15 protein-coding genes and 1 pseudogene are annotated in these 19,877 nt (G+C 62.7%); 8 read left to right on the forward strand and 8 right to left on the reverse strand.

Annotation, left to right across the window (positions count from 1 at the left end; translation table 11 throughout):
• The first annotated feature begins 150 nt into the window (after positions 1 to 150).
• From hemL to HMPREF2884_RS05020, 4 genes are all read left to right on the forward strand, one after another.
• Positions 151 to 1,500, forward strand: a complete 1,350-nt coding sequence (gene hemL / locus HMPREF2884_RS05005) for a glutamate-1-semialdehyde 2,1-aminomutase (protein ID WP_070616112.1) — start codon at positions 151 to 153, stop codon at positions 1,498 to 1,500.
• Positions 1,501 to 1,532: 32 nt separating this feature from the next.
• A complete protein-coding gene (locus HMPREF2884_RS05010; RefSeq protein WP_049349425.1) occupies positions 1,533 to 2,714 on the forward strand; it encodes a hypothetical protein in 1,182 nt (393 codons plus the stop codon).
• A gap of 141 nt (positions 2,715 to 2,855) precedes the next feature.
• Positions 2,856 to 4,049, forward strand: coding sequence for a carboxylate transporter (locus HMPREF2884_RS05015; RefSeq protein ID WP_070616114.1), 1,194 nt, complete (start codon positions 2,856 to 2,858; stop codon positions 4,047 to 4,049).
• 154 nt (positions 4,050 to 4,203) lie between these two features.
• Positions 4,204 to 5,289 (forward strand): transcriptional regulator, encoded by a 1,086-nt coding sequence (locus tag HMPREF2884_RS05020; protein ID WP_246827928.1) that lies wholly within the window; start codon positions 4,204 to 4,206, stop codon positions 5,287 to 5,289.
• Between the two features lie 94 nt (positions 5,290 to 5,383).
• Here HMPREF2884_RS05020 and hemB read toward each other — a convergent pair whose 3' ends face one another.
• From hemB to hemE, 7 genes are all read right to left on the reverse strand, one after another.
• Entirely contained in the window at positions 5,384 to 6,385 is a 1,002-nt protein-coding gene (gene hemB, locus HMPREF2884_RS05025) for a porphobilinogen synthase (RefSeq protein ID WP_070616116.1), read from the reverse strand.
• 35 nt (positions 6,386 to 6,420) lie between these two features.
• Positions 6,421 to 7,317, reverse strand: coding sequence for a uroporphyrinogen-III synthase (locus HMPREF2884_RS05030; RefSeq protein ID WP_070616117.1), 897 nt, complete (start codon positions 7,315 to 7,317; stop codon positions 6,421 to 6,423).
• A gap of 5 nt (positions 7,318 to 7,322) precedes the next feature.
• The gene (locus tag HMPREF2884_RS05035) at positions 7,323 to 8,456 is read right to left on the reverse strand and encodes a hydroxymethylbilane synthase (RefSeq protein WP_049354237.1); all 1,134 of its coding nucleotides are present in this window, start codon (positions 8,454 to 8,456) and stop codon (positions 7,323 to 7,325) included.
• 187 nt (positions 8,457 to 8,643) lie between these two features.
• The gene (locus tag HMPREF2884_RS05040) at positions 8,644 to 10,092 is read right to left on the reverse strand and encodes a ferrochelatase (RefSeq protein ID WP_070616118.1); all 1,449 of its coding nucleotides are present in this window, start codon (positions 10,090 to 10,092) and stop codon (positions 8,644 to 8,646) included.
• Positions 10,089 to 10,910, reverse strand: coding sequence for a hydrogen peroxide-dependent heme synthase (hemQ, locus tag HMPREF2884_RS05045; RefSeq protein ID WP_070616120.1), 822 nt, complete (start codon positions 10,908 to 10,910; stop codon positions 10,089 to 10,091). The genes HMPREF2884_RS05040 and hemQ overlap by 4 nt, the downstream gene beginning before the upstream one ends.
• A 134-nt stretch (positions 10,911 to 11,044) precedes the next feature.
• Complete coding sequence (gene hemG / locus HMPREF2884_RS05050; RefSeq protein ID WP_070616122.1) at positions 11,045 to 12,595, reverse strand: protoporphyrinogen oxidase; 1,551 nt, start codon at positions 12,593 to 12,595, stop codon at positions 11,045 to 11,047.
• Between the two features lie 139 nt (positions 12,596 to 12,734).
• On the reverse strand, positions 12,735 to 13,934 hold the full coding sequence (hemE, locus tag HMPREF2884_RS05055; RefSeq protein ID WP_070616124.1) for a uroporphyrinogen decarboxylase: 1,200 nt from the start codon (positions 13,932 to 13,934) through the stop codon (positions 12,735 to 12,737).
• Positions 13,935 to 14,156: 222 nt separating this feature from the next.
• On the opposite strand from hemE, the gene HMPREF2884_RS05060 reads away from it, so the two are divergent.
• From HMPREF2884_RS05060 to HMPREF2884_RS05075, 4 genes are all read left to right on the forward strand, one after another.
• On the forward strand, positions 14,157 to 15,419 hold the full coding sequence (locus HMPREF2884_RS05060; protein ID WP_049354232.1) for a glutamyl-tRNA reductase: 1,263 nt from the start codon (positions 14,157 to 14,159) through the stop codon (positions 15,417 to 15,419).
• Between the two features lie 226 nt (positions 15,420 to 15,645).
• On the forward strand, positions 15,646 to 15,873 hold the full coding sequence (locus HMPREF2884_RS05065; RefSeq protein WP_005505268.1) for a DUF3107 domain-containing protein: 228 nt from the start codon (positions 15,646 to 15,648) through the stop codon (positions 15,871 to 15,873).
• 502 nt (positions 15,874 to 16,375) lie between these two features.
• On the forward strand, positions 16,376 to 18,091 hold the full coding sequence (locus tag HMPREF2884_RS05070; protein ID WP_070616126.1) for a DEAD/DEAH box helicase: 1,716 nt from the start codon (positions 16,376 to 16,378) through the stop codon (positions 18,089 to 18,091).
• 8 nt (positions 18,092 to 18,099) lie between these two features.
• Complete coding sequence (locus HMPREF2884_RS05075) at positions 18,100 to 19,371, forward strand: DNA-methyltransferase (RefSeq protein ID WP_070616127.1); 1,272 nt, start codon at positions 18,100 to 18,102, stop codon at positions 19,369 to 19,371.
• 132 nt (positions 19,372 to 19,503) lie between these two features.
• Here HMPREF2884_RS05075 and HMPREF2884_RS09280 read toward each other — a convergent pair.
• A pseudogene (locus tag HMPREF2884_RS09280) lies at positions 19,504 to 19,877 on the reverse strand (heme peroxidase); the annotation flags it as partial.

The raw sequence follows: 19,877 nt of genomic DNA on the forward strand, positions 1-19,877 counted from the left end.
TACGTTCAGGTGCTTGTCACCTGCGGTTCATCTGTAGCGCCTATGATGGTTAGGGTACGGGACGTTAGTAACGTGCGGGCTCTGTCGCCTGCCGTGCGTCGTCCCTTGTAATTCTTTAGTTCGCCGTCTCGTTTGAAAGGCACCGATACGATGACTTCCTCTTCTACTCACCCGCTGCATCATGAAACCAGTGAGAAGCTTTTTGAGCGTTCTCGCGCGGTGATTCCCGGTGGTGTGAATTCCCCGGTGCGCGCCTTCAATTCTGTGGGCGGCACTCCTGCGTTTGCGGCGAAGGCTAAGGGCGCGTACCTGTACGATGCGGACGGCAACGAGTACGTTGACCTGGTCTGCTCGTGGGGTCCGTCGATTCTGGGTCACGCGCATCCGCAGGTGGTTGAGGCTGTTCAGCAGGCGGCTGAGCGCGGCCTGTCGTTTGGTGCGGCGAGCGCGCCGGAGGCTGAGCTGGCTGAGCTGGTGGTCAACCGTATTAACGCGGTGATTCCTGGCGCTATTGATCAGGTGCGTATGGTGTCGACCGGTACTGAGGCGACCATGACTGCGATTCGTCTGGCGCGTGGTGTGACCGGTCGCGACAAGATTATTAAGTTTGCGGGCTGCTACCACGGTCACGTGGATGCGCTGCTCTCTGAGGCTGGTTCGGGTGTGGCTACTTTGGCGTTGCCGGGTTCTGCTGGCGTGACTGCCGCAACCGCCGCTGAGACCATCGTTCTGCCCTATAACGACCTGGACGCTGTACGTGAGGCGTTCGCGAACCATGAGGGTCAGATTGCCGCAATTATTACTGAGGCGGCGCCCTGCAACATGGGCGTGGTGACCCCCGAGCCCGGTTTCAACCGTGGCCTGCACGAGATTGCTCACGCGAACGGTGCGCTTGTCATTTTTGATGAGGTGCTGACCGGTTTCCGTGTGTCTTCGGCTGGTTACTGGGGTTACGCGGCTCCCGAGGATGGCGGCTGGGGTCCCGATATTTTCACGTTCGGCAAGGTCATTGGTGGCGGTATGCCCATCGCGGCGCTGGCCGGTAAGCGTGAGGTCATGGAGCACCTGGCGCCGGTCGGCCCGGTCTACCAGGCGGGTACCCTCTCCGGTAACCCGCTGTCGGTTGCGGCGGGTATTACGACCCTGACCCTGGCTGATGCCGCGGTCTACGCGCATCTGGATTCGCGTAGCGCCCAGCTGCAGCAGGCTCTGACCGAGGCGTTCAACGCCGCCGGTGTGGACCACTCCATCCAGAGCGCCGGTAACCTCTTCTCGGTCGCGTTTGGCACCTCCGAGGCGGGCGTGCACAACTACGCCGACATCAAGGCGTCGGCAACCAGCCGCTACAACGCGTTCTTCCACTCCATGCTCGAATCCGGCGTGTACCTGCCGCCGAGCGCATTCGAGGCATGGTTCGTTTCTGCCGCCCACAATGATGAGGCTATGGACCGTATCATCTCGGCTCTTCCGGCTGCCGCAGCTGCTGCCGCATCCGCGTAAGGGTTCGAGAGACGTAAGGAGGTGAGCCGCTCATGGATCTGAGCGCTCTGGGACTGCCTATGGAGCAGCTACGCGACGTGTGGCTGATCGCCTTCATGGTGTACCTGGGCTTGTGCCTGCTGGTGGATATCGCCTACCCGGTGCCCATCAAGAAGGAGAAGGCAGCCGAACTGTACCTTGAGGTGTCCGGCTCGCCCGTTGATGAGGCGCGCCGCGCCACCGCGGAACGCACCGCGATGGGTGCGCCGCTGAGCTCCTCCCGCAAGGGTAGCGCCACGAAGAAGGCGAAGAAGAAGCTGGATTCTATTGAGGGCGCCGGCGTGTTTAGCGGCTGGTTCCACGTGGTCATGTACCTGTGGGGCTGGATTGTGGCGGTCTCTATCTTCACCCTGTACTGGGATATCGTGTACGACGGTGTTGTACTACCGGCGCTGATTCTGCCGTTCCTCATGGTGTACCTGGGTGCGCGTATTGGCCGCCGTCAGTGGCGTGCAGTTCGCGGATACAGCAAGGACGACCGTGTGCTGGGCATGCCGCGCATCTACTCGGCGACGCTGGGTAAGCTGAGCGCACCGTTCCGTGTGCGCGGCACGGTGCCGGGTGTAGAGCCGATCCGTGACGACCGCACCGCCTACTGGATCCTCGGCGGTATTGCGTTCCTGCTCGCCTCGGTCTTCCTGGTTTCGTTGGCGGGCTGGAGCATTGACGAGGATTGGGAAGCGATCTATATCGGTCACGCATCCTGGTTCTTGCTGGCGGCGGGCGTTCTGCTGATTATCATATTGCTGATGCGTAGCCGCGATTACGTGCTGTACAACCCGGATTCGTTCCAGGCTGGGCGTCTGCTCCTTCCGGCGAAGTCCCGCCCCTACTCTGAGGTTCGCGCATTCCGTGTGTACCCGAAGAACCCGGACGCTATCAAGCTGAACCCGAAGGACGCGAGCCAGTGGACGCTGGAGATTCTGCTCCCCGGCGGCCGCAAGCACGACTATTCGCTGAATGAGCACCAGATTGATTGTTTGGTGGCGCAGATTGCGTTCAATATTGAGCAGGGACGCTGGGCGCAGCTGGATTCGCCGGCGGACCGCGAAATGTTGGCGAAGTACTTCGTGGACGGCCGCGTAATCTGCACGACCATGGGGTATAAGCCTGCCGGTAAGCATGCGGAGGAGGCGGCACGCCGCGCGTCCTTCCAGAAGGCGCAGTACAAGTAGGCGGACTGCTCTTAACCGCTCTTATACCGCGAGAAGCCACATGTGTTTCGAGAAGCCACGTTTTATGCTGCTTTTCGAAACACATGTGGCTTCTCAGCACCGTAGACACACCATCACCGATACCCGTAGAGAGGACAATTCATGGACCTTGCAGCCCTGGGCCTGCCCATGGAGCAGGTGCGCAACGTATGGCTGGTGGCGTTCTTCATCTACCTGGCGTGCTGCCTGCTGGTGGAGGTCGCCTACCCGACGCTCATTGGCGCCTCGCGAGCACGCGAAGTCTACACCTCGGTGATGGGTTCCCCCGTCGAGGATGTGAAGGAGGCAATTACAGAGCTCGCGGATGCTGGCACTCACCTCACGCCCGAGCAGGAAGAAGCGGCATTCCGCAGGGCTGAAGCCCAACTGGAAAGCATTAAGGGCTCGAACATCATTATGGATTTCGGGCATATCCTCGTGTACGGCTGGGCGTGTGTCATCGTCTATTCGACGTTCGTTCTGTACTGGGATATGGCGTACGACGGGATCCTGATTCCGGGACTGCTTCTGCCGTTCCTCATGGTGTATTGGGCGGCGCGCTGGGGTCGCCGCGGCTGGCGGGTCGCACGCGGTTTCAGTCCGAACGAACGTCACCTGGGCATGCCCGCTATCTATACGAGGACGCTGGGTCGGCTGAGTGCCCCGTTCCGCGGCACGGTCGCCATGCCCAGTAGTGAGCCCATTCAGGTTGATTGGAAGGGGCAGGGAATTTTCCTCTTTGTGGCTCTTCCTGTTGGTGGTTTCTTCCTGCTCTGCTACCTGCATTCGCTCGCGAACACCGAGCTACTCGAGTATGTGCCCACCTATATCGGTAAGACGTCAATAGCGTTTCTTGTTGTCTACGCGTTGGCTATTCCGTACCTGTGGTGTACGGTGCGTTCGTACTACCAGTTCACGCCAACCGTGGTGAAGCGCGGGCGGTTTTTCCGTTCGCCTAAGGTCTACCAGTACTCCGATATTGAGCGGTTCAAGGTTTACCCCTGGTACACGGGCGATCCCGAGCACATAGATCCCGATGAGCAGATGCCCAGCGATTGGCGTCTTGCCGTCACCTTCTCCAATGGTGCCCAGCAGATTTTTGGGTTTGGGGATTACCGCATTGATTGTTTGGTGGCGCATATTGCGTTCAACATTGAGCAGGGACGCTGGGCGGATGTGGATTCCCCGGCAGACCGCGAGAGGCTGCCCCTGTATTTTGTGGAGGGGCGCGCCATCTGCCTCACGTTGGGCTACAAACCGACAAACGAGCTGACGAAGAAGGCGGCGCGTATCGCATCCTTCCGCGCAGTGAATTAGTGCCCAGCGAGAAGCCACACATCATCACCGATCATCATCACCGACAACCCCGTAGAGAGGACAACTCATGGAGCTAAGCGCTTTGGGGATACCCCTAGAGCCGGTACGCTACATATGGCTCATCGCCTTTATCGTTTACATAGGGTTATGCGTAGTGCCCGCTATCACCCATCCGGCAACCATCACCACGGAGAAAGCAAAAGAGCTCTACATCGCCCGTTACGGCTCTCCCGTCAACAAGGCGATGAGGTATGCCGAACGTCGCTCCCTGGAGGGTAACCCGCTGCCAAAACATAAACTGCGCTCTAACCTCACCCGTGCCCGCAAAGAAATCGATAGCGTCTACGGTATCTCCTCGATTGAGGCTTGGTTCCACGTGCTCATGTATGTGTGGGCATGCCTTGTCGCACGGTCCATCTTTCGTCTGTACACAGATATTGCCCATAATGGCATTCTGCTACCGGCTCTGTTGTTGCCGTTCTACATGGTGTTCGTGGGTGCACGTTCGGGTCGCCGCACCTGGCGCAAAGCCCGAAGCATCGATACGGATGACACGACAGCCGGGTTGCCTCAAATCTATAGCGCAGCATTGATGCGTCTCAACCTTTTTGCTGTGCCGAATGGGGCTCATCCTCAAGCTAAACCGGTTCGGGCAAAGAATGATTTCTACGTTGAAACCCACTTTGTGTTGGTTGTGGCTCTCATCGTCTTCTTCTATTCGCTTGTCGGTTGGACAGTTCTAGGTGTCCAGCCAATGCCCATTGGAGGAGCTTCCATAACCCTGGCAATTGTTACCACCGTAACTGCAGTAACTCGGTGGTTTCATATGAGGCGGTACTTGCTGTTCAACCCCGATTCGTTCTACGTCGGGCGGCTTTTCCTGCCCGCGAAGAAGTACAGTTACCCCGACATTGAGGAGTTCTGCGTCTTCCCGAAGAACCCCGAACAGATCAAGCCAACCTTCTACGAGCCCTCGCAATGGCAGATAGAGATCAAGGTGCCGTCCAAGATTCCGCCGCACCTCGCTCAGCGCATGCCGTGGCTGCGCAGGCATATTGTGGCGGTGCACGATGAGCGCGTCGTCTGCCTGACCTCCCAGATTGCGTTCTACCTGGAGCAGGAACGCTGGGCGGACCTGCGCTCCCCCGCCGACCGCGAAAAGCTCGCGGAATACTTCACCAACGGCAACATTGTGTGCACCTCCCTCGGGTACAAACCTATCAACGAAGAACAACCATAAACGGCGAAAAGCCACATGTGTTTCGAGAAGCCACCAAAGACGTGGCTTTTCGAAACACATGTGGCTTCTCGGCATTAATGAGGGAGGGAGGGGGTTAGGCGTCCAGCTCGCGGAGCCAGCGTGCCGCCTCCGTACCGTAATAAGTCAGGATGACGTCCGCACCGGCACGATGAATCGAACGCAGCGACTCCAACACCACAGCCTTACGGTCAATCCAGCCGTTCGCAGCAGCAGCCTCAATCATCGCGTACTCACCCGACACCTGATACGCCGCCACCGGCACCGGCGAAAATTCCGCCACCTCACGCACAATATCCAGGTAGCTGCCGGCGGGCTTCACCATGACCATGTCGGCGCCCTCCTCCAGGTCGGCGCGCACCTCCAGCAGCGACTCGCGGCGGTTCGCCGGGTCCTGCTGGTAGGTCTTACGGTCGCCCTTGAAGGTCGACTCTACCGCGTCACGGAACGGCCCGAAGAACGCAGAAGCGTACTTCGCCGAATACGCCAGAATCGACACATCCTCAAAGCCGGCCTCGTCCAGGGCGGCGCGCATCGCCGCGATCTGGCCGTCCATCATGCCCGACGGGGACACCGTGTGCGCACCCGCACGCGCCTGTGAAACCGCCATCTTGCAGTACAGCTCCACGGTCTCGTCATTATCCACCACGAGGGTGCCGTGGCCGTCATCGACCAGCACGCCGCAGTGGCCGTGGCTCGTAAACTCGTCCAGGCAGGTGTCAGCCATAACCACCAGGTCGTCGCCGAACTCCTCACGGCACACAGCAATCGCACGGTTCAGGATGCCCTGCGGATCCCACGCGGTCGAGCCGACCTCGTCCTTATCCTCATCGCGGGGAATACCGAACAGGTCAATGCAGCGGATGCCCGCTTCGTACGCCTCACGCACGGCGGGGATGATGCTCTCCAGGGTGTGCTGGTACTGGCCGGGCATCGAACGAATCGGCTGCGGATCGTCGATACCGTCGCGAACAAAGAACACCTGAATCAGCTGCGCGGGGCGCAGAGTGGTCTCAGCGACGAGGGAGCGCATGGCTGCGGTGGTGCGCAGGCGGCGCGGGCGGCGGGTAAGGTTCATGATCTCTCCTGAAAACTCGATAAAAATATGTGGTCTTAGTAGATGAGGGATACAGCGGCGCACGCCAAATCCTGCGGTGACGGCGAATCGGCCTGTACGTAGCGCAGATTCAGGGCGCGGCATGCGGAGGCGGTACTCGCCCCAATTGCCACCACCGGCGGCACGGATTCGGGCGGTAGCGCGGGTGCGCCGTCGAGTAGGGCGTGCAGGCGGGAGGGGGCGGTCACCACCAGCACATCCAGCGCTGGGGTTTCCGGGGCGGGGGCATCTGCGGTAGTCCCCTGCACGAGCGCGCGGGCGGTGCTGAGGCTCAGCTCGCCGGGTGCCACCTGCTCGGCGGGCACCATATCGTAGAGCACGCAGCGGTGGCTGTCCCAGCCCAGGTTTTTGAGGCCTTCGCGCAGGGTCGGGCGGGCGTTGGAGCCTTCCAGAACCAGCACTGCAGCTGAATCAGTCGCGGCGGGATCAGCTGCGGGGTCTACGGCGGCGGGCTCGGTTGCAGGCTTTTCAAACTCCGCGAGCATACCGGCGGCGCTCTGCACCTGCGGCTGAAAATCCGTATCCAGCCCCAGCTGGGTGTGCACGGCGCGGGCGGTTGCCGCACCCACGCAGGCGATACGCACTCCCCCGCTCGCGCAGGCGCGGGCAAACTCCGCACCCCACAGCTCGGCGCAGGCGCGAACCGTGTTGGCGCTCGTGAAGCTCACCCACGCGTAGTGACCGGAGGCGAGCGCCTCCAGCGCGGCGGCGTGGTCTGCGCCCGGTTTGACGGTGCGTGCCTGCTGTAGCGGGGCGAAGAGTACCCGGGGCTCCCCCAACCCGTTCTGTGTGCATTCTTCGGCGAGGGCGCGTGCGAAGGCGGCGCCCTGGGTGGCGGAGCGGGTCAGCAGAACCGTGCGCGCGGGTTCAGCTTGCGGACTAGCGGCAGACATGACGCCTACTTCAGATCCAATCCGGCCAGGGCGGCGGCACCCATCTGCAGCAGGTCTTCCGCTACGCGCACGCCCAGGCGTTCGGCGCCGGGCACATCCAGTTCGGCGGTTGCCGAGGTGTGGCGCAGCATGTCGGTGCCGTCCGGGGACGCCACCACAACGTTAAGCACCAGGTCGCCTTCAACCACGTGCGCGTACGCGCCGATGGGCGCGGCGCATCCGGCTTCGAGGCGGCGCAGCAGGGCACGTTCGGCGCTGACGGCGAGGCGGGTTTCGTGGTGGTTTGCGGCGAGCAGGGCACGGCCGAGGGCACGCACCGGGCGCGCTACCTCGGGGTCGGCGAGCACGGCGGGGTCCGGGTTCTCGAATTCACTTTCGCGCACTTCCAGGGCGAGCGCACCCTGGCCGGGGGCGGGCAGCATGCGGGTGGGGTCAAGGTACTCGGTGATGAGTTCTTCCTTGCCCAGGCGCTTAAGGCCGGAGACTGCGAGCACCACGGCGTCGCAGTCGCCGCTGCGTTCGGTGCCGACACCGTGGTCGGCTCGTTCGGAAGTTTCAGCGTTCTGGCGGAGTACGACCTGTTTGCCGGCGTGCTCTTCCAGGCCCTTCACACGGCCGATGCGGGTGCCCACGTTACCGCGGATGTCAACGATTTCAAGGTCGGGACGTAGGGCGCGCAGCTGGGCGGCGCGGCGCGGCGAACCGGTGCCCACGCGGGCGCCCTCCGGCAGGGTGTCGACGGTCAGGCCGTCGCGTGCCACGAGGGCGTCGCGGGGGTCTTCACGCTTGAGGGTTGCGGCGACCACCAGGCCGGGGCAGGGCGCGGAGGGCAGGTCCTTGAGGGAGTGTACTGCCATGTCCACGCGGTTTTCTTCGGAGGCGTTCTCGCCGTCGAGCAGGCGCTGGCGCAGTGCCGCAGCGAATACGCCGGTGCCGCCAAGGGTCGCCAGGGGTCCGGTGAGCACGTCGCCTTCGGTTTTGACGGTGCGCAGGGTGAAATCCACGACCTCGGCATCTGCGGCGCCGTGGTGTGCCTGGTGTTCGGTGTAGAGGGAGGTGACGGTTTCAGCGGCAATACGGCTTTGGGTCAGGGCGAGAGCAGACCCGCGGGTGCCCAAGATGTACTCGTGATGGCTCATATCTCTCCTTTTCGGTGATGTGTGTGATAGCCCGTAGGCGTGTGCGTTTCCCCCAGAGGCTGTGTGTTTGCGACGCTGTGTGTTTGTCTAAATTCTGGGGGTAGCCTGTAGGCACGTGCGCTCCGACCCGCCCGCACGCCCCGGTCAGGGGGGGGTGTTGGGGCGAGCCGGAGCTACAGGGGTGGTGTTAGTGGGAGCAGCATCCGCCGGAGCCGCATCCACCGGAGCGGCTGGCGGGTGCGTTCTCAGAAGCGCTGTCCTCAGCGCCGGTAGCGCCGGCTGCGTATTCGGCGATGACCGGCTTCGGCGCACCGCGACCGGGCTTGCAGCAGCCGGGGTCGCACTCGTCGAACCAGCCGTACTGACCGCTCGCGCTCGGGGCGAGGACGCTCTCACGTTCGGGGCGCAGGTCGGCTGAAACACCGTTCTCCACACGCTCCTCAATGAGACGGCGCAGCGACTCCACGTACGCCGGATGCGTGCCGGGAGTGGGGGTGCGCACGGCGACCACGCCCAGGCGCTCGCAGGTGTCCAGCGCCTCGGTGTCCAGGTCCCACTTGACTTCCATGTGGTCGGAGACGAAGCCGAGGGGCACCAGCACGACGCCCTCCACGGGGGCCTCGCCGTCCTCGCCGGGGTTGGCGGGGGTGGGCAGCGCCTCCAGGGCGTCGTTGACGTCCGGCTCCAGCCACGGCATGGACGGCGGGCCGGAGCGGGACTGGTACACCAGCTCCCACTCGACGTTCTGCAGAAGCTGCGGGGCCTCATCGCGAACCAGCGAAAGCACGGCGCGAGCGACCTGCAGGTGCTTCTCCACGTAGGCGGAGCCGCCCTCGTAGTTCACGCCGCGCGGGCCTGCCTCGTTCGCCGCGGAGGTCGGCACCGAGTGGGTGCAGAACATGATCCGCAGGCGCGGGTTCAGCGAACCGCTATCGCGTGCGGCAAGCTGCTCACGCACCGTGGCGAGGCCGTCCTTCAGCCCGTCAGCGAAAGCGCGGGAGAAGCCGGGCACGTCAAAGAACTGACGAATCTTACCCACGTGCACGCGACCTTCCAGGCCGAGCTGCTCGATCGCCATACCGTAGTCTTCACGGTACTGGCGGCAACTCGAGTAGCCGGGGTAGGCACTGGTCGCCAGCACGAGCACGTTGCGGTGGCCGTTCTCGTAGGCTTCGGCGAGCACGTCCTTCACGTAGGGCTTCCAGTTGCGGTTTGCCCAGGTGATCGGGATGTGCGGGCCGCGCTCGGCGAGCGCCTGCTGCAGTGCGGCGAGCAGGGCACGGTTCTGCTCGTTAATGGGCGAGATGCCGCCGTTGGCGCGGTAGTGGGTGGCGACCTCTTCGAGGCGCTCATCCGGGATGCCGCGGCCAGCGGTTACGTTGCGCAGGAACGGGATGACGTCCTCCTGCCCCTCGGGGCCACCGAAGGAGGAGAGAATCACCAGGTCGTAGGGGCGTGCCTCTTCGGCACGGTCACGGGTGATGCTGCGTTCGCTTCGGTAGTCACCGACGGTCTGCTCGTTGAGCGTGGCGGGGCCGTTGGAGGCGGTGTTCGCCGGGTCGGTGCGGTTAGGTACCACGTCGTCCGGCAGGAGCGTGCCGTTGAGGGTTACGCCGTTGTTCGGCTGATGGCTCACGCCAGAACCTCTGCTACTTCGTCTGCGCCGATGCGGCGGCCGGTGTAGAAGGGGGTGTCTTCGCGAACGTGCAGGCGTGCTTCGGTGTTGCGGAAGTGGCGCATCATGTCGACGAGGTCAACGAGTTCGGGTGCTTCGAGGGCGAGGACCCACTCGTAGTCGTTCATGCCGAAGGTTGCGACGGTGTTTGCCAGAATCTGCGGGAAGTCGATTGCCTTCATGCCGTGGTTCTTGAGCATTTCTGCGCGGCGTTCGGGGTTCATGTAGTACCAGTCGTAGGAGCGTACGAAGGGGTAGACGCAGACCCATGCTTCGGGTGCCTTGCCGCGTGCGTAGGCGGGTGCGTGGTTGCGGGTGAATTCTGCTTCGCGGTGTACGCCCATGGTGGACCAGACGATGGTGGTGCCTGCGAAGAGTGCGGTGCGGCGGATCTTGCGGACTGCTGCCTGCAGCTTTTCGGGGGTTGCGCCGTGGGTCCAGATCATGACGTCTGCGTTGTCGCGCATTGCGGAGACGTCGTAGATGCCGCGCAGGGTCACGCCGTCTGCTGCGAGCTGTTCTGCGACCTTCTCGAACTCGGCGCGTGCCTCGTCGGTGTTGGACTCTGCGGGGCGTGCGCCGGAGCGTGCGAACACGGTGTACAGGGCGTAGTGCAGGGTTTCGCCCTCTTCGCGACCGCGGCGGTTCTCGTCAGCTGCGGAGTGCTGGACTGCGTAGCCCTTGGGTGCGCCGCCGTAGCCGTGACCTGCGTGGGTGTAGCCGCCCTGACCTGCGCCGTGTGCGCCGCCGTGGCCGTGTGCTGCGTGATCGTGAGACATTGTGTATTCCTTTCTTCAGCGAGGGTTCGCTGTGCTGGAGGCGCGGCTTCCGTAGCTGCGCGTTTTCTCAATTTTTTGGTCTAGTTACTGGCTGAGCTGAGTTATTGGCTGAGCTTCTGCCGCCGCTGCGCCGTCTACTTGGCGGTTGCGGCTTTCGGGGAGGTGACGCCTTCCCAGTCCTGCGCCGCGTGGTAGATGAGGCGGTCCATCTGCTCGTAGGTGTCTTTGACGGTTAAGACCAGGCCGGAGCCTGCCGCCCAGGAGCCGACGGTGCTAAGGGTTCCGAGTTCGCTGGCGCGTTCGCGGAATTCCTTGACTCGGTCGCGGTGGCCGGGGGTGGAGGCGGGTAGTACACCGCGCCAGCGTACGACGTCCGCGTCAACGAGGTTGTTGTGGGTGAGGGCTACGTCCATCATGCGGCTTGCGTCGCGCAGGGCGAGGGTGATGAGCTGCTCGTCTGCGAGGGCGACTTCGGAGAAGCGGGAGTCTTCGCCGCCGCGGCCGTAGGACAGGCGTACCACGTGGCGTCCGGGGCCTGCGGCCTCGGCGACCCACTGCCATTTGGCGGTGGCGTGGGTGAGTGCCTTGGCGCGTACGGCGGTGGCTTCTTCGGAGACGAGCAGGCCGGTACCGCGGGGGTGCTTGTCCAAGGCGGGGGCATCAACGACGAGGGTGACGAGGGCGACTTCGGGGCCGGGTTCCAGGGCGGGTAGTGCGGTGGAGACGTGCGGGCCGATGAGTCGTGCCACGGTCGGGCCGTCGGTGGCGAGCACCAGGTAGTCGGCGTAGAGGGGGGTGTTTTCGCCGTCGGTGGTGTGGCGCTGGATGATGAACCACTGACCGGTGGATTCGTCACGGTCAACGGCGATGACGTCGAATCCGGTGACGATGCGAACACCGGCGGCGTACAGGTCTTCGACGAGACGTTCGGAGAGCTGGTTCATGCCGCCCACGATACCGGCGACCTGTGAACCTGCGGGGGCTGCCGAACGGAAGGCGTGCGCTGCGGCGGAGAGGGAGCGGTGCTTGCGGAAGGCTTCGCGCAGACCGGGGATGGTCGCATCGACGTCGAGCTTGTCGGGGTGGGTGGAGTACACGCCGGAGACTACGGGTGCGACGAGGTTGTCGAGCACTTTCTGGCCCATGCGGATGCGCACGAGCTCACCGAGGGTCTTCGCGTTCTCGCCTGCGGAGACGGGGAGGAACTTGTCCACCTGGGCGCGGCGCAGACCGTTCTTACCGATGACGGGGATCAGCGACTTATCGTTCACATTGCCGGGGATGCCCATGATGCCGGTGCTGGGGGTGCGACGGGCGCCCTGCGGCAGGTACAGCCACGAGCCGTAGGAGTTGGGGGTGACGATCTGGTCGCCCAGGCCGAGTTCCTTGACGAGGTCGCTGACAATGGGGCTGCGGGTTGCGAAGGATTCTGCGCCGGAGTCCAGCAGAAGGCCGCCAACTTCATGGGCACCAACGGCACCGCCAAGGTGGTGGCGCTGTTCAAGCAGGGTGACGCGCATACCGGCTGCGGCGAGGCGGCGTGCGGAGATCAGGCCGGAGGGGCCGCCACCGATAACGATGGCGGTGGGTGCCTTCTCTTTGCGGGTGAAAGCTCGTGCGTTCTGGGGCGCGGCGGAGGAACTGACCTGTGCGGTGCGGTGCGGTGCCTGGTTGGTGTGGCCCATGGTGGTTCTCCTTCGGTCTGTCTGCGGTGGAGTTGCCCATTGCGGTAACGGGTGTGGTGGTTGGTTCGGGGGGGTAGGTGTTCGGTGCAGATGCCGGAGGGTGCCCGGCATCTGCACCGTCTATTTATCGTTATTTATCCTATGCCTGCGCGGTGCGTTCGTGGATATATGCCACGAGGTCGGTGAGCACCTGCGGGTCGGTGGTCGGGGGTACGCCGTGGCCGAGGTTGACCACGTGCGAGGGGGCGGCGTTACCTTCTGCGAGGACCTCGTCTACGTGTGCGTAGAGGTTTTCGCTGCCTGCGGCGAGCAGTGCCGGGTCGATGTTGCCCTGCAGGGGTACGGCGCCATTGAGCAGGGTGTTCGCTGCCGAGAGCGGCAGGCGGTAGTCCACGCCGATGACGTCTGCGCCGGCTTCGTGCATGGCGGGCAGCAGGGCGGTGGTGCCGGTGCCGAAGTGGATACGCGGCACGCCGTATTCGCGCACCATATCGAGGGCAGTTGCGGAGTGTGCCTGCACGTAGCGGCGGTAGTCGCTTTCGCCGAGGGATCCTGCCCAGGAGTCGAAGAGCTGCACGGCGGATGCGCCCGCCTCGATCTGCGCGCGGAGGAACTGGCCTGCGGTGCGGGCTGCCCATTCGGCGAGTTCGTGCCAGGCGGCGGGGTCGGCGTGCATCATGGTGCGCGGGCGCAGGTGGTCGCGGGAGGGGCCGCCTTCGACCATGTATGCGGCGACGGTGAAGGGGGCTCCAGCGAAGCCGATGAGCGGGGTGTCGCCGAGCATTTCGACGGTTGCGGCGACGGCTTCGCGGATGGGGTCGAGGTCGCTGTCTTTGAGTTCGGGCAGGGCGCGCACCTCGTCGAGGGTGCGTACGGGCTGGTCGAGGACCGGGCCCCTACCGGGCACGATGTCGACGTTGACGCCCGCGAGCTTCATGGGGATGACGATGTCGGAGAAGAAGATGCCGGCGTCGACCTTGTGGCGGCGGACGGGCTGCACGGTGATTTCTGCGGCGAGCTCGGGGGTGAGGCATGCGTCCAGCATGGGGATGCCTTCGCGTACCTGGCGGTATTCGGGCAGGGAGCGGCCTGCCTGGCGCATGAACCAGACGGGTCGGTGGCTGGAGGGGCGGCCGGTGAGGGCGCGGAGCATGGGCGAGTCGGCGGCGGCGCCTGCGCGCAGGGGGTGGTTGGCGGGTAGGTGTGCGAGCTGTTCGTCGGTGAGCAGGGGTCGCTGGGTGTCAGTGGGGTGTGCGGGCAGGGAGGGTGCCTGTGCGGTGCCCTGTGCCGACGCGGGGCCCTTTTCCGATGCGGGGGTGGTGTGCTGGTTTTCGCTCATAGTCTCTAGTGTGACAGGTTTATGTGGGTGTTTTTGCGACACTATGTCATGGTGACTCTTACCTAATGATGGCTTTCTTAGCAGTGAGGGACACCTTAGTTCGTGCCTACTCTTCGTGCCCGCATCCCCCACCGCGCAGATTTTCTTGCCCCCTACGATGATGGAACTTAGGTTCTATGAGCTTTACAGGGGCTTAGTCGGCGTGGTTATGATTAGTCTCTAGTGAGTACTTATGCATTTGTGGCATCGCACCACACCGTTGATTTGACCACCGTCGCTGCGTTGAGCGCCGGTGCCTCTGGCGTACCCGATGTTCTGGCGGCGGATATCGCACGTCAACTCGGTGTTAAGGGTGCAGTAGTTCTTGCCACCTGTAACCGTCTTGAAATGTATGTTCAGCTGCACGTCTCTGCGCATGTGCACATGGTTCGTGAGCTGATTGTTGATTCGATTGCGCAAACCTCCGGCCTGGACAAGGAACTGGTCAATACCAGTTTCGACGTGTACGCAGACGAGGAAGCGGCACGCCACCTGCTGACGGTCGCCTCCGGCCTGGAATCTGCCGTGGTCGGCGAGCGCGAAATCACCGGTCAGGTACGCCGCGCGCTGGCCGCCGCGCAGGCGAAGGCACAAGAGGACGGCGTACCCCTTCCCGGCGAGCTGGTGCAGCTCTTTGAGCATGCGGCGCATACGGCTCGTCAGGTAGGTCAGCACACGGCGCTTGGCGCCCAGGGCCGCTCCATTGTGTCTGTTGCCCTGGATCTTGCGGATGAGGTTGCCGAGAAGGACTGGTCGACCCGACGCGCCCTAATTTTTGGTACGGGTGCTTACGCGGGCGCGACCATTGCGGCGCTGCGTGAACGCGGTTGCACCGATATTTGGGTCAATTCCCGTTCTGGTCGTGCCGCCGAGTTCGCAGCAAAGCGCGAGGTTTCTGCGGTGCCGGTGGACGGCATGGAGCAGGCAATGGCTTCTGCCGACGTCATTATTGGTTGCTCCGGCGGATCCGACCCGCTGCTTCCCGAGCAGATTCCGGGCGGCCACCACACGATTCTTGACCTTGCTCTTTCACGTGACTTTGATCCGTCGGTCGCTGACCTGCCGAATGTTGAGCTGATTACGCTCGAGTCGGTGCGCCTTGCCGCCCCCGAGGAGACCGAGGAATCCGTGGCGACGGCTACGCGCATTGTGGAGTCTGAGCTGGCGGCGTTCCTGTCCCGTCAGCGTTCCCGCACGATTGACTCTGCGATTGTTGCGCTGCGCTCGCACACGCTGGATGTACTGGATTCCGAGCTGGAGAAGGTGCGTAACCAGTTTGGTTGCGGGGCGGCGACGGAGCAGTTTGAGCTGGCAATGCGCCGCATGGTGAAGTCTCTTCTGCACACCCCGACGGTGCGCGCTAAGAAGCTGGCGTCGGAGGGCCGCGCAGAGGATTACGTGCAGGCCCTGGAGACTCTCTACGGTATTCAGGTGGAGGAGTCCTAAGAGCCTGCGCTCCCCCTCCCCTGTCCTGCACTGTGTCCTGTACTGTTTGGCGCTACTTTCGCGCCTGTTTCTGCGCATCCTGCGGCGAGTATTTTATTAGCCCCCGGCGAAGTACCGCCCGTTCACGGTGCCGATGGGCGCATTCGCGCTAGAGTAGATGCTAGATAAGACAGTTCCCATACCCGGCGCACGTTTGGTTGCACCGGACTATTCTGCGAGGAGACTCATGGAAATCAAGATTGGCATTCGCCACATTGCTCGTGAAATCGTTGTTGAGACCAGTGAGGCTAAGGAAATCCTCATGGAGAAGGTCTCGAAGGCTATTGAGGATGGCTCGCTGTTGCAGATTATGGATGATAAGGGCAACACCACCCTGATTTCTGGCGCTCAGATTGGCTACGTTGAGCTGGGTTCCGACGCTAAGCGTCACGTTGGTTTCGGTATCGGCGCCTAATTAGTTCGGTAGCTGAACCCCCTTTAGCTTGAGCTTTCCCCGCATCCGTCACGATGCGTAACCGCGCTTTATGCGCCGTGTGCGTGCGCTTTATGCGCCACGTGGTTACGCCGTGCCGAATGCGGGGGTTTGCGTTTTAAACCGCCCGCACAAAAACCTCGCGGCACCCGGTTTTGAGGCGGTATATCGCCCATCACGGGCGCACACCACAACCGGTCGGGGGTGCGCCGAAAGCAAATCCAGGTTAATATTGAGGGGTTAAGTGAATGACCGGTCGTACCCCTTTCAAGACCCCGAGGCTGCACCGCTTTCTCATCATGAATGAACCATGAGTATTAATCATGCGTGCAGGCGGCGTCTCGGCAAGAATTTCCCGTGTAAGAATTTCCCGCGGCCGGCTTTCGACGCCCGCCCGTCACCGCCTCCACCGTTGGGGCGCTGGCTGGCACACCCCGTCTCGGGGAGAAACACACCCCGAACAGGGGTAGAAAGATACGGTCCAGTGACTGAAACGAACACGCAGGAAACCACTCAGACTGCAAAGTCCTTCGCCGACTTCGGCGTTCGCCAGGATATTAGCGACGCCCTCGCGGCGGTTGGCATTACTTCCCCCTTCCCCATCCAGGAGCTGACTCTTCCCGTGGCTCTGTCTGGCCAGGACATCATTGGCCAGGCGAAGACCGGTACCGGTAAGACCCTCGGCTTTGGTCTGCCCACCATTCAGCGTGTGGTCGGCCGCGACGATGAGGGCTGGGCTGATTTGGAGCACCCCGGCGCACCTCAGGCGCTGATTCTGGTTCCGACCCGTGAGCTTGCCATTCAGGTGGGCGAGGACCTGGCGATTGCTGCGAAGCTGCGCAACGCCCGCGTTGCTACCCTGTACGGTGGTGTGCCGATTGAGCCTCAGGCTGAGCTGCTACGCCGCGGCCTGGAGGTTGCGGTGGGTACCCCCGGCCGCATTATCGACCTGTACCAGCAGGGCTTCCTGAACCTGAAGCAGGTTAAGATTGTGGTCCTCGATGAGGCTGACGAGATGCTGGATTTGGGCTTCCAGCCCTCGGTTGAGAAGATCCTCAGCTACCTGCCGGAGGACCGCCAGAGCATGCTGTTCTCCGCAACCATGCCCGGCCCGGTCATTGCGATGGCGCGCCAGTACATGACCAAGCCCATGCGCATTAGCGCCGCTGACCCCGAGGACGCCTCGAAGACTAAGGCGTCGATTCGCCAGGTCGTCTACCGTGCGCACCACCTGGATAAGGACGAGATGATTGGCCGCATTCTGCGCGCTACCGACCGCGGCCGTACCGTCATCTTCACTAAGACCAAGCGTGATGCTGCCCGCGTGGCGGAGGAGCTGGTGAACCGTGGCTTCGCTGCCGCTCCCCTGCACGGTGACCTGAACCAGGTTGCGCGTGAGCAGGCACTGAAGGCGTTCCGTACCGGCAAGGTCGACATTCTGGTCGCTACCGACGTGGCGGCTCGCGGTATTGACGTTGAAGACGTGACCCACGTGATTAACCACCGCGTGCCCGAGGATGAGAAGACCTACCTGCACCGTACCGGCCGTACCGGTCGTGCGGGCAATGAGGGTACCGCCATCACCCTGGTTGACTGGGATGACCTGCCGCGCTGGAAGGTCATTAACGACGCCCTGGAGCTGGGTGTTCCTGAGCCGGTTGAGACCTACTCTTCCTCTGAGCACCTGTTCTACGACCTGAACATTCCGGCTGGCACTAAGGGCCGTCTGCCGCGCGAGGAGCGTGTGGCTGAGGGCATGGGCGATGAGTTCTTTGAGAGCGCCCGTGACTCGCGTGATGGTCGTCCGGCTCGTTCCCGCGGTGGCCGCGACGGTTCCCGTGAGGGTGGCCGTAATGGCGAGAAGGGTTCGCGCCGTTCTCGCGGCGGTCGTGACGGCGGCCGCGAGGGTCGTTCCGGTGAGGGCCGCGGCGAGCGCCGTAGCCGCTCCGAGGGCCGCAAGCGTACTGAGCGTTCCGAGCGTTCTTCCGAGCGTGCGGAGCGTACCGAGCAGGGCGCATCCGAACGTTCTGCTGAGCGTTCTGAGCGTGCGCCTCGCCAGCGTCGCCGTACCCGCCGTGTTGAGGGTCAGCCGGTGGAGGGTGAAGGTCGTCGCCGTACCCGCCGCCGCACTGAAGGTTCGCGTTCTGAAGGCTCGCGCGGTAAGGGCCGTGGCGCTGACCGTGCTGGTTCTGAAGGCTAGGGCCGGGGTTGGGTATTTCAGCATCCCCGGCGCCCGCCGCACCCTCCCCTGCCGCTGAGGCGCACCCCGCGGATTCGGCGCTTTTCGACCCGCAGGGCCCGTCGCTGCTGGTGCAAGCAGATAACCTGGAGTATCTGCGTGAGCTACCCGATGGTGCGTTCACCGTGATTTACATTGACCCGCCGTTCAATACGGGCAAGAAGCAGACGCGCCGCACGTTGAGCGCGGAGGCTTCTGAGAAGGGTGACCGCACCGGTTTTAAGGGCAAGAGCTATTCGAGCACCCTGCAGACCCTGGCGAGCTATAACGACTCGTTTGAGGATTATTGGGCGTTCCTTGCTCCGCGTATTGAGCAGGCGCATCGTCTGCTTGCGCAGGACGGCACCCTGTACCTGCACCTGGATTGGCGTGAGGTTCATTATGTGAAGATTATGTGCGACATGATTTTTGGTCGTGAGAACTTCATTAATGAGCTGATTTGGGCGTACGACTACGGTGCGAAGTCTACGCGCCGCTGGCCGACGAAGCACGACAATATTCTGGTGTATGCGAAGGATCACCGCAGCTATTACTTCAATACTGCGGAGGTTGATCGCGAACCGTATATGGCTCCGGGCCTGGTGACTGAGGAGAAAGCTTCTCGCGGTAAGCTCCCTACGGATGTGTGGTGGCATACGATTGTGTCGCCGACGGGTAAGGAGAAGACGGGTTATCCTACGCAGAAGCCTACGGGTCTGTTGCGTCGTATGATTGCGGCGAGTTCCCGCCCGGGTGATTGGGTGTTGGATTTCTTCGCTGGTTCTGGTTCTACGGGTGCGGCGGCGGCTCAGTTGGGTCGTAAGTTCGTGTGTGTGGATCAGAATCCGCCGGCTATTGAGGTGATGGCTAAGCGTCTGGGCGTGGACCCGGTCTCTTTCGAGGCGTACCGCGGTGTGCCCCGCGGGGCGAGCGTGCTGTTCACCCCCAAGCGCACGGTGGGCGTGCGCGGCGGTACGAGCCGAGACGCGCTGACGGCGGCGAGCCGTCATGCGCTGAAGGCTGTGTTGGATACGTTGACGGAGACTACGCAGCCGGTTGAGGGTGCGTCGTGCCGGTTTGTGCGTCACCGGTCGATGGATGCGGTGGACAAGAAGATGCGCGTCGACGGGCGGAACGAACTGCGCCGCCAGCGTCAGCATCAGGCGCGGGCTAAGGCTCGTGCGGCGCGTGCGGCTGCGCAGCTGGATGCGGCGGCTGCGGGTGCGGTGTTGCAGCATCATGCGTCGCGTGAGAGCGTCTAGGCTGTCTTTTCTGCGCGTTCGTGAGAGCACGTGTTAAGAGTGTGGGGCGGGTTCCCGATAAGGAACCCGCCCCACACTCTTTTGCGTTGCCCTAGTGTTCTGTTCTAAAGTGCTTTCTCTTTATAAATGTTTTTAGAATGCACCTCGAGTATCTGCCATTCGCAATACTTCAAAAGCCTGTTCATATGTTGCTTGGAAAGTCCATTGGCTCACTCGTCGACCTTCATAGTCCATGCTCGCTACGTCATGGTGTCTAATCGATTCGTGGAAGCCAGTGTACTTCTTATCAGAGCCGGCTCCAGTGTATTTCAACCAAACATAGGCCCGATGCAACTCTGAGCCGTAAGGAAGGTTGGGGTTCCGCTTGGTCCAGGGCTCTTCCTCATTCGGAGGATTCATATCGGGTAGCTTGACCGCCGGACTACCAGCTAGGCGGTATGCCATGATTACTGTCGTCGTTTCATTCGCGGGGGCATCGTAATGGAAATTCCCATCACTCCAACCCC

Origin of the sequence: Rothia sp. HMSC073B08 (genome assembly GCF_001812975.1) — a bacterium.
GTDB lineage: Bacteria > Actinomycetota > Actinomycetes > Actinomycetales > Micrococcaceae > Rothia > Rothia mucilaginosa.

Bases quoted from the DNA above. Each gene is read 5' to 3' on its own strand.
- hemL (WP_070616112.1), top strand. From the start codon at position 151: ATGACTTCCTCTTCTACTCACCCGCTGCATCATGAAACCAGTGAGAAG.
- HMPREF2884_RS05010 (WP_049349425.1), top strand. From the start codon at position 1,533: ATGGATCTGAGCGCTCTGGGACTGCCTATGGAGCAGCTACGCGACGTG.
- HMPREF2884_RS05015 (WP_070616114.1), top strand. From the start codon at position 2,856: ATGGACCTTGCAGCCCTGGGCCTGCCCATGGAGCAGGTGCGCAACGTA.
- hemB (WP_070616116.1), bottom strand. From the start codon at position 6,385: ATGAACCTTACCCGCCGCCCGCGCCGCCTGCGCACCACCGCAGCCATG.
- HMPREF2884_RS05030 (WP_070616117.1), bottom strand. From the start codon at position 7,317: ATGTCTGCCGCTAGTCCGCAAGCTGAACCCGCGCGCACGGTTCTGCTG.
- HMPREF2884_RS05035 (WP_049354237.1), bottom strand. From the start codon at position 8,456: ATGAGCCATCACGAGTACATCTTGGGCACCCGCGGGTCTGCTCTCGCC.
- hemQ (WP_070616120.1), bottom strand. From the start codon at position 10,910: ATGTCTCACGATCACGCAGCACACGGCCACGGCGGCGCACACGGCGCA.
- hemG (WP_070616122.1), bottom strand. From the start codon at position 12,595: ATGGGCCACACCAACCAGGCACCGCACCGCACCGCACAGGTCAGTTCC.
- hemE (WP_070616124.1), bottom strand. From the start codon at position 13,934: ATGAGCGAAAACCAGCACACCACCCCCGCATCGGAAAAGGGCCCCGCG.
- HMPREF2884_RS05065 (WP_005505268.1), top strand. From the start codon at position 15,646: ATGGAAATCAAGATTGGCATTCGCCACATTGCTCGTGAAATCGTTGTT.